Source organism: Erwinia amylovora (assembly GCF_017161565.1).
GTDB classification, from domain to species: Bacteria; Pseudomonadota; Gammaproteobacteria; order Enterobacterales; family Enterobacteriaceae; genus Erwinia; species Erwinia amylovora.
This window is the reverse complement of the sequence record NZ_CP066796.1, coordinates 3349562-3364970: the sequence shown is the minus strand read 5'-3', so window position 1 is coordinate 3364970 and position 15409 is coordinate 3349562. Positions and strand designations below refer to the sequence as shown.

Sequence of the window (15409 nt, the reverse complement as noted above, 5' to 3'; positions counted from 1 at the left end):
TAGATAAGAATTAAATTCTCTATTAAGCTGGTGTCATCAACAAAGCGGGAGAAACATCATGCAGCAACGAGCTTTAATTGTGGGCGTTAGTGGCGTCACCGGAAGTGCACTGGCCGAACGCCTGTTGGCGCAGGGCTGGCAGGTTTATGGCTTGTCACGCGGGCGCACGGCGGTCATCACTGGCGTCACCTCACTGGCTGCCGATCTGACGGATGAGGATGCGGTAAAAACCGTATTGCAGGATATCACCGTTGATAAGGTGTTTTTCAGCGCCTGGGCACGCCAGAAAAATGAAAAAGAGAACATCCGCGTTAACGGGGCGATGGTACGCAACGTGTTGGATGCGCTTGGTGCAGGGCTGAAAGGCGGCCATGTGGCGCTGATTACCGGACTGAAGCACTATCTTGGCCCGTTTGATGCCTACGGCAAAGGTGCGGTTCCGGTCACCCCGTTCCGCGAAGAACAGGGCCGCCAGCCGGTCGAAAACTTCTACTATGCCCAGGAGGATGAAGTGTTCGCTGCGGCCGATAAGTACGGTTTCAGCTGGAGCGTCCACCGTCCGCATACGGTAATCGGTTTTGCCGTTGGTAACGCGATGAATATGGGCCAGACGCTGGCGGTTTATGCCACCTTGTGCAAGCAGAGCGGGCTGCCGTTCATCTTCCCTGGCTCCAAAGCGCAGTGGGAAGGGGTGACCGATATGACCGATGCGCGTCTGCTGGCCGAGCAGCTGATTTGGGCGGCCACCACGCCATCGGCGCAGGATCAGGATTATAACGTGGTTAACGGCGATGTATTCCGCTGGAAGTGGATGTGGGGCGAGATTGCCCGCTACTTTGACATTGAGGCGCAGCCTTTCCCCGGCACCATGCAGCCGCTGGAAGGGCGGATGGATGCGGCGCAGCAGCAGTGGCAGGAGATCGCCCGGCGCTACCACCTGCAGCAGGAAGATGTCTCGAAGCTGGCGTCCTGGTGGCACACCGATGCCGATCTCGGACGGCCGATGGAAGTGTTTACCGACATCAGCAAAAGCCGCAAGGCGGGTTTCAACGGTTACCAGGCTACCCGCGATGCCTTCTTTGCGCTGTTTGACCGGCTGAAAGCCGAAAAGCTTATCCCACACGCATAGCGCAAGTATTGTTTCTTAATGGAAACAATTAAGGTGATGTTTCGTTTATTGTTGCGCTGAAAACTGATTGTGGCAGGATGGATGCAACGGGTGATTACCCACTCAACTTGAAGCGAATGCGTAGCGAAGGATAGGGCGATGAACGATAAAAAAGTTAACTGGAATGGTGGTTTACAGCCGGAAGCAGTAGAGATCCTGTCGGCGAACGGCGGCATGATCGTCTGCCCAACCAAGGTGGGCTATATCATCATGACTTCCGACGCCAAAGGCCTCGAGCGCAAGTTTGACGCCAAGCAGCGCAATCGTAACAAGCCGGGCGTGGTGCTGTGCGGCTCTCTGGAGCAGCTGAAGGAGCTGGCGCAGTTGAACCCGGAGATCGAAGCGCTTTATCAGCAGCACTGGGATAAGGACGTGTTGCTGGGCTGCATTCTGCCTTGGAAAGAAGAAGCGGTGGCGCGAATTCCTGATGACGGCTCGAAAGAGTTGATGATGGACCGCCGTCAGACCAGCTGCTTTGTTATCAAATTCGGCTTGCCCGGAGAAAACCTGGCGAAAGAGCTGTGGGAAAATCATGGCAAATTCTCCTTCGCCAGTTCGGCTAACCCGTCAGGCAAAGGCAACCGTGGCCTGGTGGAAGGCATCGGCGATCGCATTGAGCAGCACGCTGACCTGATCATCGCGGCCAATGACTATGTTAAGTCTATCCAGCCGAACGAGTCGGAAAAGACCCGTTACGAGCAGGGGGTGATGGTGGCGATGGTGGATGAAAACGGCAAGCTGGTTCCCGAGCAGAACGGCGAACGTAATATCACTCCTTGCCCGGTGCTGATCCGTAAAGGACTGGACGTGGATAAAATCATGTCAATGATGTCTGATATTTTCACCACCTGGGATTACCGCCACGGTAACTACTATTAATACCGCTACGAATTAATCCGCCAGAATAAAAAACCCGCCAGTCAAGGCGGGTTTTTTATTGTCTGGTTCAGGCGATGAGTCACTATTTATTGCCGACCGCTTTTAGCTCCCGCTGTAATTCTTCAATAAATAAACGCACGCGCGGAGAAACAAAACTGTCGCTTTTTATCAGCACATACGACTTATAGATATCCATTTCCCATTCAGGTAACAGCCGCACCAGTTTCCCGCTCTCCACCGCTTCCCCGGCGATATAACTGGGTAAATAGGCAATGCCGGTTTCTGCTACGGCCGAATTCAGCAGGGCGATGCTGTTATTGGCGCGAAAACGACTGCGTACCTCAATATCTTTTTTCTGTTTCTCTTTGCGAAAGGGTAATGAAATAGTATGGGCCGGGCCACGGAACAGAATAAATTCATGGCGCTGTAAATCATCCGGGCTGGTAACCGGCGTGCGGTTAAGCAGGTAGTCCGGCGCGGCATACAGCCCCCAGGCGATATCCATCAGCGGGCGGTAGTGCCGGTGATCGGGAAGATCGCGGGTGATGGCAATCGCGATATCAATACGATCATCTTCGAAATTCAGCGGACGGTCGGTCAGATCGAGGTCAACACTAACGTGGATATTGCTGGCGATAAAGCGGTTGAGCGCCGGGACGATGCACTGGCAGCCAAAGGTGACCGGGGCAACCACGCGCAGGCTGCCGCCGGGCTCCTCATGGAACTGGCGGATAAACCGGTCGGCGCTTTTCACCTCGTGCAGAATGCGATAGCAGTAGTGATAATAAGTCATACCGACTTCGGTAACCTGAATGCGCCGGGTGGTACGCTGGAGCAATTTTGCCCCGAGGCGTACTTCCAGCGCCGAAATCTCCTTACTGACCGACGATTTTGCCAGTCCGAGCGCTTTCGCCGCTTCGGTATAGCTGAGCGTTTCCACCACTTTGGCAAAAATAAACATCCCGTGCAGATTTTCAACGTCGCTCATTATTATCCCGGGTTTTTCTAGAGAGAAACAACGGACGATATTAGCATATTTCCCGTTCACCTCGCAGTGAAAAACAGTAAGGTCACTACCGCTAAATTCATCTTTCACGGTCGGTTTATCATGCAGAGATAATATTAACGGGTCAGACAACCGGTCAGAAAATATCTGACTGTGCCAGCGGGTGGAAATGCATTTCGCTGCGAGAAATCATTTGAGAAAAAGTCGACAGATTCATCTGGCACGATCCTGTACGCCGGGTGTTACCGGCACGTTTGAAAAAGGGTTCGGCGCTCAGGCGTAAGTCAGCGATGCTGAACGCTTTATTATGATCCCTGATCACTTTGTTTATTCCGCCGACCGGCAGGCTAATCAGAATACTCGTATGATGCGTAAATTGTCCCGCCAACAGCAGATCGCATATTCTTACGCTGTCGGCACGCCATAAATATAGCCAAAATAGTTCGAGTGGCAGGACGGCGGCAAGTGCGTGGATCCCGCTGACCTTAGGCAACAAAGTGATTCAGGCGAACGCGAGCAGCCAGCGCATCCTTAGCCTGGAGTATGTCGGTTATGAAGGGATGTGTTAAATCGGCCTGTCAGAAGGGGGGCACACGAGGTCGGGAGAAGTGCTGCCGGGAACCGGATCGCCGCCGTCACCGCCGGAGCATTTGACTGATTTGCCATTGGCCCGGGTATTTCCAATGCCGCTTATGCGCTGAACAGCAGGCCAACATGCTTGAGGCTGGCGGGCTGCTTGTCCGCGCCAGCGGTCGTATCGTAACTACTTTGCCGAAATCGCCAGTGCGCCACCGGCAAAGACAAACAGGCTGCCGGTAGAACGATTCAATATGCGCAGCCGCCGGGCGTTAGAAAAGACGCCCGCCAGACGGCGACCCGCGCAGGCGTAACCGAACATGATGCCGCTATCCAGCACTGTCCAGGTGATTGCCAGCGTGGCAAACTGTAAAGCGTGTGGCTGGCTGGCATCAATAAAATTTGGGAACAGTGCTGCAAAGAACAGCAGATCTTTTGGGTTACTGATGCCCACCGTGAAACCTTTGCGGAACAGGCGCATGGCGCCAGGCGCTTCTTCAAGTTCCGCAGCGTTAACCTGAGCGGGCTGGCTATTGTCGCGCCACGCGGCGATACCCAGCCAAATCAGATAGGCAGCACCGACCACCTTCAGCACGATAAAGGCGGTGGTTGAGGCGGCCAGAATGGCACCCAGCCCCAGCGCAGAGGCGGTCATCAGTATCATGGCCGCCAGCACGCCGCCGCCGACCGTAGCCAGCGCTTGTTTACGCCCGTAGCGCAGACCATGCGTCATATTGATCAGCGCAGAGGGGCCGGGAATAGCGATCAGCGCGGCAATCACACCGGTATAAGCCAGCCAAAGTTCAAGCGTCATTACATCATCCTTTCAGGTTAGGCCCTGTGACTGAGCGCAATAAAGTGATTAGGTCCTCTTCACTGAGTGACCGGGGCGATAGTTTATTTTCTCGTCAGTGAGAAGTAAATCACAGTAAAAAAATAATCTCTTTACCGTGCCAGCGGTAAGGCATCTGGCGGATGTTTTTCATTATCTGGCCGGCCTGCCACCGTGGTGAATGGGCAAATTGACCCGAAAAGGATTTAACCGCTGCAAAGATCGGGGCAATGCCCGTTATTTCAGCCAGCAAAAGCAGGGGGCATAAATGCGGTAGCAGGGAGCGGGCAACATTTATCGCTATCTGCAGCATTGTGGAAAATTGTTTTCCGCCCCGGGACAGCAATATATTGGTAACCGGCTGTCATATCGCCATGAACTGAAAATAATGAGTGAGTTATATAAATATGTTTGTTGCTGTTTATTATGGTGGATAAATATTTCACTGCTGAATACAACCGCAAGAGTTAAGATTTAACCTATTTCTGAAAAAACATCTTCTTACCAAGTGTTATATCGTTGCCGGGTTGCGCCGCGAGGTGGCAGTACTATAATAATCACCAGCTATTTTACTCACCAGACTGGATTTGCCGCAGGCATGGGCATCAGGAGGTTTTTATCACTTTCAACCAAAATGAAGCGATGATTAACAACAACCCTGTTGAATTCGAAGCCTGGTATCATGGTTATGAAGCAGGCCCGGAAAACGCTGGCGAGCCGCACCCGGAGCCGATCCGCGGTTTGCCTGCTTCAGATACACTCACGCCTTCCGACCGCTATCAGGATCTGTTTGCGGCGGTGCAGTTGTCGCATATCTTCAGCGACAGTAAAACGTTTGCGGACTGCGCGCCTAAGACGGATCCGCAACACATTCTTTTTCGCTACTACCTTGAGCGCGAGCGGGAAGAATTTAACTTACTTGAATTTGTGTTGGAAAATTTTGATCTACCGAGCGTTCACGAAAGCCGCTACGTTTCCGACCCTGATAACACGATGACAGAACATATTGACGGGCTGTGGCCGGTACTCACCCGTCAGCCGGAGAAACATCGTAAGTTCTCTTCGCTGCTGCCGCTACCCAGGCCCTATGTTGTGCCCGGCGGGCGTTTTAGTGAAGCCTACTACTGGGATTCCTATTTCAGCATGTTGGGCTTTGCTGCCGCAGGTCGTGGCGAATTGATGCGCAGCATGGCGGATAACTTCGCATGGATGATTGATAAATACGGGCACATCCCGAACGGCAATCGCACCTACTATCTCAGTCGCTCGCAGCCGCCGGTATTTGCCATGATGGTGGAGCTGTTCGAAAAGAACAATGTTCATGAGGCTCAACACTATCTGCCGCAGCTGAAAAGCGAATATGAATTCTGGATGGACGGGCAGGCAACCTTGTCATCCAATCAGGCATATCGACATGTGGTGATGCTGGACGATGGATCGGTGCTTAACCGTTACTGGGACGATCGCGATACGCCACGCGACGAGTCATATCGGGAAGACGTGGAAACGGCGCGTCATTCCTCGCGCCCGTCCAGCGAGGTTTACCGCGATCTACGTGCCGGTGCGGCATCGGGTTGGGATTACACTTCGCGCTGGCTAAGCGAGCCTGGCCACCTGGAAAGTATTCAGACTACCAGCATTGTGCCCATTGACCTTAACGCGTTTCTCTACAAGCTGGAAACCACGATTGCCCGCCTTTCGGCCAGCAAGGGAGATCTGGACGCGGCCGATCGTTTCCAGCAGCTGGCGCTGCGCCGCCGCGAAGCGGTCGACAAATTTCTGTGGGATGAGCCGGCGGGGCTGTACCGTGATTACAACTGGCGCGAAGGCGAACAGGCGACATTTTCTGCCGCCGCCGTCACCCCGTTGTATGTTGGCATGGCCAGTCTTGATCAGGCCAGCCGCACCGCTAAAGCGGTGCGCGACCATCTGTTGGCTCCGGGCGGCATTTTGTGCAGCATGAACGTCACCGGCGAGCAGTGGGACAGTCCGAACGGCTGGGCGCCGGTGCAGTGGATGGCGATCAAAGGTTTTCACAGCTACGGCAATGAGCTACTGGCACAGGAAATTGCCTCCCGCTGGCTGCATACCGTCAGTAGCACCTGGCAGCAGCATCACAAGATGGTAGAGAAGTACAATATCAGCGGTGACGCTGCCTTGTTGGGCGGGGGCGGAGAATATCCGTTGCAGGATGGTTTCGGTTGGACCAACGGCGTGACGCGCCGCCTGCTGGAAATGTACCCCCAGCTTTGATCCTCTCAGGGGGGCCTGTCGGCTGCCCCTGTTCTGCCCTCGCCAAAGGCAAACCGCCAGGTAACGGCGTTAAGCCACAGGCCAGCAGCCTGTTTATCCGCAATAAAATCCAGCTGTGGCCGGCCGGAGCTAACATGAGGATGCCTCAGGCAGCCGCACTGCAAGGAAAGATCTGCTGCGTGGCGTAAGGTCCGCCCGGCGGGGCTGCGCCAGGAAGACGCCGTACGCATTTTCCTGAAATCAGAAACAAAAAGAGAGCCCGGCGGCAAAGCCGGGTTCTTTTTTTGTTCTCGCTATTGCGGGTAACGACGGCGAGAACGCAATCACCAGCACCCTGCAACAGGCACAATATTAGTATATGTGAGCAGGTTCAAAATAAAACCCGGGGTAACTGTCGCTAAGGGTACTGCCATGACACCGTTGTTGGCTTGGCTGGTCATTTTGTCGCCGGGCAGGTTCAGGTTTTGCTCTCGACGAAGACCAGGTGGTGCCGTCCGGTTTGCCTCCACCCGAAGTACTTCTCAACAATGGATGCTTCGTCGCAAGGAGCAATGGAAAAACACTTGCCGCGCTGTGCTCGCTCGCTCACAAGGAGTGTGCTAAGTGATAATCGCAGAGGCTGTGCTGTTGGCGCTGTAGATCTTTCTCGCCGACCTGCAAATTACCGTTGCCTTGCGGCAACTGACCAGTGACCGTTGATATGCGTTTAACGAAACAGCTTCTGCACAAACTCCGCATAAGCAGGTCGCCAGACATCCATCTCATGTCCCAGCTTTGGCCAGCTGCGGTAGTCGAACTTCACGCCTTTCTGCTCCAGTGTTTTTTTCAGCCCGGCAATATCATTGCCGGTAATGTTGTCTTGCTCGCCGATCGCCAGAGTAAGGTTTTTTAACTGTCGGTTAATCGCATCCGGCTTTGCCAGCTGCGCCGCAACCTTATCATTTGGCACGCTGGTGGTGGTGACCCCGCTTAACGTTGCCAGCGCGCCGAAGCTATCAAGATGGCTCATGCCGGAAACCAGCGCCTGATAACCCCCCTGTGACAGGCCCGCCAGCGCACGCCCTGCCGCATCGTGGCGTACGTTGAAACGCTGGTTAATGAGCGGAATAATTTCATACATCAGCTCGCGGTCGGCGGCGTCAGCGTTAAGCGGGTAAAACACCTTGCGGCGTTCCTGTGGCAGATAATCTTCCGCAATGATGCCGTTGGCATCTGTTTCGGTATCTGCCATTACCACCAGCATGGGTTTGATTTTACCCTCTGCCAGCAGGTTATCCATGATCTCCGGTACGCGGCCCTGATCCAGGCCCGAGCGCAGAGTGTCACCAAAGCCATGATAGAAATAGAGTACCGGTAGCGCATTGCCTTGACCGTTATAGCCAGGCGGTGTCCAGACTATTACCTGGCGTTCGCGCTGCAGCTGTGAGGAGTGCCAGGTTAACGTGCGCAGCTCGCCGTGCGGGACGTGACGTACGTCGAGAATACTGCCCGGCACCAGCACCAGGCTGGTATTGACCTGCCGCTGCGGTTTGGTCCAGGCCGTGCCGGTATCGATACTGCGCAGCCCGTCCACACTGAAGAAGTACTCATACAGGCCCGGTGGAAGTACCCCTGAACGGAAGCTCCAGATACCGTTGGCCTCTTTCGCCATGGCATGCGGCACACAGCTCTCCGCGGTGGCTCCGGTCAATACCCTGACCTGTTTTGCCAGCGGGGCAAACAGACGGAAGGTGATGCTGCGGTCAGCATTCACCTGAGTCACATACTGATTCACCGCCATATTTTGTGGCGGCAATGGCGGAAAACCAGCGGGGAGCGGGCTGGCAGACAGCGGGAGCGATGCCCCCAGTATCAAAGCTGACAGCAGCAGGGAAGCAGGGGATTTCCTCATTCATTTTCCTTAGCATTGAACAGAGTCGAAGTGTTTTTTTAATAATAAGCTTTTGTATCGCTAAACTCGTGGCCTGCCATGAGATCTCGTATGCCTCTCTACAATCTGTGATGAAACTAACACTTAGCCGCGAAGCGCGTGGCTATTCTGCCTGTGGCGATATTTCCGGGTATTTTCAGGAGAGCAGCAATGAGCAACGGCTTTATCAGTGCGGATCATATTCGTGACCGCTTTTCCAAAGCGATGTCGACGATGTATCAGGCAGAGGTTCCGCAATATGGCACCCTGTTACGGCTGGTGCGCACGGTCAATGAGCAGGTCTTGCAGGAGAGCGCCGGGCAGCCTGCGGCAGAGCGCTGGCAGCAGGAGAGTCGCCTGAGCGTTGAACGTCACGGAGCCATCCGCGTGGGGACCGCACAGGAGCTGGCCACGTTACGCCAGCTGTTCGCGGTGATGGGCATGTCACCGGTGGGCTATTACGATTTGTCGGCAGCCGGTGTGCCGGTACATGCAACCGCTTTTCGTCCGGTGACGGATCGTGCTTTACAAATCAATCCGTTCCGCGTGTTTACCTCATTGTTGCGCCTTGAGTTGATTGACGATGCCGCTCTGCGCCAGCGGGCGGGCGAGATACTGGCGCAACGCGATATTTTCACGCCCCGGCTGCGTGAACTGCTGGCGATGTGGCAACAGCAGGGGGGGCTGAATGAGGGGGAGGCCAATGACTTCGTGCGTCAGGCGTTGGAAACCTTCCGCTGGCACCAGCAGGCTTCGGTCGATCTCAAGACTTATCACGCGCTGCTGGCACAGCACCGCCTGATTGCCGACGTGGTCTGTTTTCGCGGGCCGCATATTAATCATTTGACGCCGCGCACGCTGGATATCGACCGTGTGCAGCAGCTGATGCCCGAGAATGGCATCACGCCGAAAGAGACGATTGAAGGCCCACCCGCACGCCGTTGCCCGATACTGCTGCGCCAGACCAGTTTTAAAGCGTTGAGCGAAGCAATCGATTTTACCGATCGGCTTCAGGGAATGCACAGCGCCCGCTTCGGTGAAATTGAACAGCGCGGCGTGGCGCTGACGCCCAAAGGGCGCGAGTTGTACGATCGCCTGCTGGCTGAAGCATCGAAACAGAAGTTTGCCGACAACGCCAGCTATCAGCAGCATTTGCGCGCGGTGTTTGCCGACTTCCCGGATGATGCAGGCGAGCTGCGCCGTGAGCAGCTCGCCTGGTATCGCTACCGACGCAATCCTCGGATAGCCGCCGCACCGGGGCTGGATCTCGAAAGCCTGATTGCCAGCGGCGCAGTAGTGGCAGAGCCTGTTACCTATGAGGATTTTCTCCCGGTCAGCGCCGCCGGGATTTTCCAGTCTAACCTCGGCGGTGACGGCCATCATGCCAGCAGCGGCCATGCCAGCCAGGCCGCGTTCGAACAGGCGCTCGGAGCCACGGTGGCGGACGCGTTCAGCCTGTACCAGCAATGCCAGCAGGGATCGCTCGACCGCCTCCGGCTGGACGTTTAACGGGCAAAGGGGGCGCTTTGTGTCAGCACCCGTTCGATCACATTGAGCGCCCCCTGGTGGTTATTACTGTCGGTGTGATAGCCGGCCACCTGCTTTACGGCCGGTTGCGCGTTGGCCATGGCGAATCCATAGCCTGCATGCGCCAGCATTTCGATATCGTTGCCGCTGTCGCCTATTGCCACCACCTCATGGTCGGCAATCTGCCATTGCTTCTGCAACAGCGACAGCCCGTGCGCCTTGTGCACTCCGGGGATAATCAAATCAACAAAGCCCGATCCGCTGGAAACCGGCGTCACGATGCCATCAAGGGCGTGACCTACATGATCCATCAGCTCGGGGATTTTTTCATCGGCCAGATTCAGTGAAAACTTAAAAATGGTGTCGTTTAAGCACTCGAAATTCTCGCGCAGTTCCAGCCGGTGGTAATGCTTAGACATCAGCGTCAGCAGCACATCCGGCGTATCGTTAAGCATATAAGCGCAACGCGGGCCACAGACAACCGCATGGGCATAGGGAATGCGCTGCAGGACGGTCAGGACTTGCGTCAGGTGTTCATCACTCAGCTTTGCGCAAAATAGCGTATTGCCCTTATCGACGATGTTGGCCCCATTTTCGGCGACAAAAGCGATTTCACCGCAGATTTCAGGGAAAAAGCTGATCAGTTGGTAATACTGATTACCGCTTGCTACCACGAGTTTGATATCGCGCTGCTTCAGCTGTTGATAAAGCGGTAAAAAACGTGCCTTGTTATAGGTTTTTTTATCGTCGAGAAAGGTTCCGTCCATATCGACGGCAATCATTTTAATCATCGATCCGGCCGTGGGTAGAAAGGTAAAAACGGTCTCAATTATCGCCGGGATAATCAGCGCAAAAAAGGGGCGGTTTTAAGCATTCAGTTCCCCTTTTGCTGGCGTGACATTTTGCGCGGCTTGAAATCATTGTTGGCGGAAGCATCACCTTTTCGCTAAATCCGCAAACGTCAGTTACGCTCTATGCTGTGGATACTGATGCAAAGGAGCATTTCATGAGTACTGAGTTAAGTAAAAAACCGCAGTCCGATGCCGCAGAGCATAACGCTTTCTTTCCCTCGCCTTACTCGTTGGATCAGTTTACCAGCCGCGTGTCTGACCTTGCAGGGGCTGATTATCCGACGTCTTACCGTGGTAATAAGAAGATCCTGGTGATCGCGGCCGATGAGCGTTATCTCCCGGTCAGCGGTGACAAACTGTTCTCAACCGGTAATCATCCGGTTGAAACTTTGTTGCCTATGTATCATCTGCATAAGGCGGGTTTTAAGTGTGATATCGCCACGCTTTCCGGCGAAATGGTGAAATTTGAACACTGGGCGATGCCGGTCGATGACACAATAATCACCGGATTCTTTGCTGACTACCTGGCGGATTTCCGTCAGCCGCTGAAACTGTCAGAGGTGGTCAAACAACTCGGCGCGGACAGTGATTATGCCGGGGTATTTATTCCTGGAGGCCATGGCGCTTTAATCGGTCTGCCAGAAAGCGAGGATGTTGCCGCTGCCATTCGCTGGACTCTGGATCAGGATAACTATCTGATTTCACTGTGCCACGGGCCGGCCGCATTCCTGTCGGTGAGTCAGGGGGATAACCCGCTAAAAGGCTATTCCATCTGCGCGTTCCCGGACAGCGCTGATAAGCAGACGCCGGATATCGGCTATATGCCTGGTCATCTTACCTGGCACTTCGGTGAACGGCTGAAAGAGATGGACCTTACCCTGGTGAATGATGATATTTCCGGTGCTGTCCATCAGGACCGTAAAGTATTAACCGGAGACAGTCCTTTCGCCGCCAATGCGCTGGGCAAACTGGCCGCCAATGCCCTGTTGCAAGCGTTTAGCTAGCCGTTAACGCTCCAGCTGGCGGTGAAAAGTGCACATAACCCGCTAAGGGGTTGGAGACTGCCGGCGGCAGTGCAGTCTCCTCATTGCAGCATCTATGCCCGCAGAAACACGGTGAAGACGCTAAAAAGCACAAAATCACATTTATATATTTAAATTTATAAATATAATGACGATTCACTTTCTGTCACAGGCGAGACGCTGTTATGAAGCACAACACTCTTTTTAGCCCTCTGAACATTGGCGATCTGACATTATGTAACCGGATAGCCCTTCCTCCACTCACGCGTTGTCGCAGCGAACAGCCTGGCAATATTCCGGGTGACATGATGGTCGAGTATTACCGCCAGCGTGCAGGAGCAGGGTTTATGGTAACCGAAGGGACTCAGATTGAACCTCGCGGTCAGGGCTATGCCTGGACGCCGGGCATCCACAGTGCAGATCAGATCTCCGGCTGGAAAAAAGTGACCGATGCGGTGCATCAGGAAGGCGGGGTGATATTCTGCCAGCTGTGGCACGTCGGGCGGGTTTCACACAGTGAATTACAGCCGGAGAAGCAGCCGCCGGTTGCTCCTTCTGCGCTGGCGGCAACCGGCGTGCGGGTGTTTATCGAGACCGCACCGGGCGAAGGTATCCTTACCGACCCGGAAACCCCGCGCGCCCTTAGCACGGCAGAAGTGAAGGAGATCGTTGCGCTCTACCGTCAGGCCGCCGTCAATGCCAAAGCAGCGGGTTTCGACGGTGTGGAGCTGCATGCCGCAAATGGCTACCTGATCAACCAGTTCATTTCTCAACATACCAATTTCCGCAGCGATGAATACGGCGGAACGCTGGACAACCGGCTGCGCTTTCTGCGTGAAATTGTCGCTGCGGTAAGCGCTGTTTTCGGCAGCCAGCGGGTTGGGGTGCGCTTTGCGCCGTTATTTACCAGCACCGATGAAGAACGGGTGTATCTCGGCCTGGTAGAACAGGATCCGCATGCAACCTATATTGCCGCGGCAAAAATGCTTGATGAGATGGCAGTCGGCTATCTCTCTGTTGCAGAAGCCGACTGGGATAACAGCCCCGACCTGCCCGACAGTTTCCGCCGCGAGCTGCGCGCAACATTCCGCGCCCCGATTATGTATTCCGGCCGCTATACTCGTGAAAAAGCGGAACATGTCTTCCGCCAGGGATGGGGAGATTTGTTTGGCTTTGGCAGAACCTTTATCGCCAATCCGGATCTGCCAACCCGCTTGCAGCACGGGCTGCCGTTAAATCCTGTTGATGCCTCGTCGCTGTATGGGGGAACCGCTAAAGGGTATACTGACTACCCGGTTTATCGTTCCTGAAGCTTGCGAGGCGGCATGTCACCAGAAAGCGCCATAAAAATACTGGCTAATCCAACAAGGATGGCGGTACTGAAGTGGCTTAAAAACCCGGCAGAGTCCTTTGCCGGTTACAGTCAATTATATGATTTTGAGCGCTACGGTGTGTGTGCCAGCCTGATCCAGAACAAGGCCGGATTATCCCAACCTGCTACGTCACTTTGTCTTAAGGTGCTCTATGAAGCAGGGCTGCTGGAGGCCAGTAAAGTGGGTAAATGGACCTATTATCGTCGCAGCGAGGCGCGTGTCCGCGAGGTCACCTTAACAGTCACCGAATGCCTGAACGATCTGTGACCCGTCAAAGCCGCGATTGGCGGCGGGCGCACCGTTAGCTGAAAGATGGCATAAAGCGGCCAAACCCGGTGGGCCGCTGCGTTCAGGTATTAACCCTTTCCGCCCTGGAACGAGGGGTACAGAGTCATGCCACCATCGACAAAAAGGGTTTGCCCGGTTACGTACGCGGATTGTTCGGAGGCCAGCCAGGCGGCAACATTGGCAACAACCTCTGGTTCGGCGACAAATTTCATCGGGATAAGCTCCTCTAACTCCAGACGAAGCGCCTCATCGCCCATCTTTTCCTGGTTCATCGGAGTATTGATGGCGCCCGGACCGATGGCGTTAACCCGAATGCCTTTTTCGGCGTATTCCAGGGCAAGAGATTGCGTCAGCATTCTGATGCCACCTTTGCTGGCGGCATAGCTGACAAAAGTCGGCCAGGGAATAATCTCATGTACTGAAGAGATGTTGATGATATTACCCTTGATGTTTTTTTCGGTGAAGTAATTCAGCGCAGAGCGGGCGGTGAGGAAATAGCTGGTGAGATTGACGTCAATCACCTTGCGCCAGTCTTCGAGGGTTATTTTATGCGCCGGGCTTTGGATCTCAATGCCGGCATTATTAATCAGCAAATCCAGCTGGCCGAAATTTTCAATCGCAGAGTGAACAAAGTGATGAGCGACGTTTTCATCGCTGATATCACCACCAAATACGATGGCTTTGCCCGATCTCCGGGCATTCAACTTATCGGCTAATTCCTGCGCTTCTTCCTTGTTTGAATGATAATTAATGACGACATTCATCCCTTCTTCGACCAGGCGTGTGACAAGTGCAGCCCCAATCCCTCTGGAGGAGCCTGTTACCGCTGCCACTTTCCCCTGAAGATCTGTATACATATTACTCCCCGAGAACATTTTTTAAACAAAAATGAAACGTATGAGCAGAACAGCCATGACGGTTAAAATTGCCCGATAGCGAGATATCAATCATTGGCAGGAACAACCACGCACTTCTGTGAAGACCAGACAGACGATTGCGCTCGTGGCGGCGACTCCCTGTAAGACACAGAATGCCCTTAAAAAGCTAGCAACAGATCTTTATATACGCAAGCTCACGGCAGCAGCAGGTTAAGGTTTTTCTGGAAGTGACACGCCCGGGAGCCGGGCGCGGCGGGGATGCACACAGCGCTGCACGGTCAGGAAAAGGATCCCGTTTCCTGACCAGCGGATAAACACGCAGTCAGCCCGTTTATCCGTTATTCGCAATCGTCCGACAGTCTGATCAGCGCCGCCTGCTGAACCGCCGCATTATCTGAAGCAAATACCGCAACGCCTTTCACGGGCTGCCCTTTTTTCACCGTGCCTTTGGTGAGTTTTTCATCAACCTTATTCAGCTTAAATTCCTGATGATCCGGGGCAATCGCTCTCAGACAAAGTTTCGCTAAATCAAAATCTTTATCAGACAGGTTGGCGACCACCACGGCAAAGGTTTTGGTATAGGTATCTTTGCCGCCAGTCGATATCGATCCTTTAGATTGTTCCGTCGAGTATACGGCAGCATTGTCAGGCACAGTGGCATGCGCGGAAAAGCAAAAACCGGCCATCGCAACCGATGCAGCCGTAATAATAAGTTTCATATTAACTCCCTTATTTGGGTTTGAATTTTGCTTAATCTACCTGGTCAAGGCAAAGTGGTGAAACAGTCCTGTCCCGGCAAGCTAAACCAGCGATAAGTATAGCCAGTGTTTACCGTTTCATCGGGCGC

General features: G+C 54.1%; 13 protein-coding genes. 7 read left to right on the top strand and 6 right to left on the bottom strand.

Annotated elements, in window-relative coordinates; genetic code table 11:
• The first annotated feature begins 58 nt into the window (after positions 1-58).
• The gene (locus JGC47_RS15355) at positions 59-1129 is read left to right on the top strand and encodes an SDR family oxidoreductase (RefSeq protein ID WP_004160360.1); all 1071 of its coding nucleotides are present in this window, start codon (positions 59-61) and stop codon (positions 1127-1129) included.
• Positions 1130-1267: 138 nt separating this feature from the next.
• Entirely contained in the window at positions 1268-2047 is a 780-nt protein-coding gene (locus tag JGC47_RS15350) for an L-threonylcarbamoyladenylate synthase (RefSeq protein WP_004160359.1), read from the top strand.
• Positions 2048-2129: 82 nt separating this feature from the next.
• Here JGC47_RS15350 and JGC47_RS15345 read toward each other — a convergent pair whose 3' ends face one another.
• Together JGC47_RS15345 and JGC47_RS15340 are read right to left on the bottom strand one after the other, a co-directional pair.
• Entirely contained in the window at positions 2130-3035 is a 906-nt protein-coding gene (locus JGC47_RS15345) for a LysR family transcriptional regulator (RefSeq protein ID WP_004160357.1), read from the bottom strand.
• A 781-nt stretch (positions 3036-3816) separates the two neighbouring features.
• Positions 3817-4443 (bottom strand): LysE family translocator, encoded by a 627-nt coding sequence (locus JGC47_RS15340; RefSeq protein ID WP_004160348.1) that lies wholly within the window; start codon positions 4441-4443, stop codon positions 3817-3819.
• A 660-nt stretch (positions 4444-5103) separates the two neighbouring features.
• Here JGC47_RS15340 and JGC47_RS15335 point away from each other — a divergent pair.
• Positions 5104-6714 carry an alpha,alpha-trehalase gene (locus JGC47_RS15335; protein ID WP_004160338.1) on the top strand — a complete coding sequence of 537 codons (1611 nt, stop codon included), beginning with the start codon at positions 5104-5106 and terminating at the stop codon, positions 6712-6714.
• 706 nt (positions 6715-7420) lie between these two features.
• On the opposite strand, the gene JGC47_RS15330 is transcribed toward JGC47_RS15335, so the two are convergent.
• The gene (locus JGC47_RS15330; protein WP_004160325.1) at positions 7421-8605 is read right to left on the bottom strand and encodes an alpha/beta hydrolase-fold protein; all 1185 of its coding nucleotides are present in this window, start codon (positions 8603-8605) and stop codon (positions 7421-7423) included.
• 189 nt (positions 8606-8794) lie between these two features.
• Here JGC47_RS15330 and hglS point away from each other — a divergent pair, with 189 nt between their 5' ends.
• Positions 8795-10132 carry a 2-oxoadipate dioxygenase/decarboxylase HglS gene (gene hglS, locus JGC47_RS15325; protein WP_004160322.1) on the top strand — a complete coding sequence of 446 codons (1338 nt, stop codon included), beginning with the start codon at positions 8795-8797 and terminating at the stop codon, positions 10130-10132.
• Here hglS and JGC47_RS15320 read toward each other — a convergent pair.
• Positions 10129-10941, bottom strand: a complete 813-nt coding sequence (locus tag JGC47_RS15320) for a Cof-type HAD-IIB family hydrolase (RefSeq protein WP_004160321.1) — start codon at positions 10939-10941, stop codon at positions 10129-10131. The two genes, hglS and JGC47_RS15320, sit on opposite strands and share 4 nt — an antisense overlap.
• A 215-nt stretch (positions 10942-11156) precedes the next feature.
• Here JGC47_RS15320 and hchA point away from each other — a divergent pair, with 215 nt between their 5' ends.
• The 3 genes from hchA to JGC47_RS15305 all read left to right on the top strand — a co-directional run bounded on the left by hchA (position 11157) and on the right by JGC47_RS15305 (position 13663).
• Positions 11157-12005 carry a glyoxalase III HchA gene (gene hchA / locus JGC47_RS15315; protein ID WP_004160320.1) on the top strand — a complete coding sequence of 283 codons (849 nt, stop codon included), beginning with the start codon at positions 11157-11159 and terminating at the stop codon, positions 12003-12005.
• Positions 12006-12208: 203 nt separating this feature from the next.
• On the top strand, positions 12209-13333 hold the full coding sequence (locus JGC47_RS15310; protein ID WP_004160319.1) for an alkene reductase: 1125 nt from the start codon (positions 12209-12211) through the stop codon (positions 13331-13333).
• A gap of 15 nt (positions 13334-13348) precedes the next feature.
• Positions 13349-13663 (top strand): ArsR/SmtB family transcription factor, encoded by a 315-nt coding sequence (locus JGC47_RS15305; RefSeq protein ID WP_004160318.1) that lies wholly within the window; start codon positions 13349-13351, stop codon positions 13661-13663.
• A gap of 89 nt (positions 13664-13752) precedes the next feature.
• Here the strand turns inward: JGC47_RS15305 and JGC47_RS15300 are convergent, their stop codons facing one another.
• The gene (locus JGC47_RS15300; RefSeq protein WP_004160316.1) at positions 13753-14541 is read right to left on the bottom strand and encodes a glucose 1-dehydrogenase; all 789 of its coding nucleotides are present in this window, start codon (positions 14539-14541) and stop codon (positions 13753-13755) included.
• Positions 14542-14900: 359 nt separating this feature from the next.
• Positions 14901-15281 (bottom strand): DUF4354 family protein, encoded by a 381-nt coding sequence (locus JGC47_RS15295; protein ID WP_004160312.1) that lies wholly within the window; start codon positions 15279-15281, stop codon positions 14901-14903.
• Between the last annotated feature and the right edge of the window lie 128 nt (positions 15282-15409).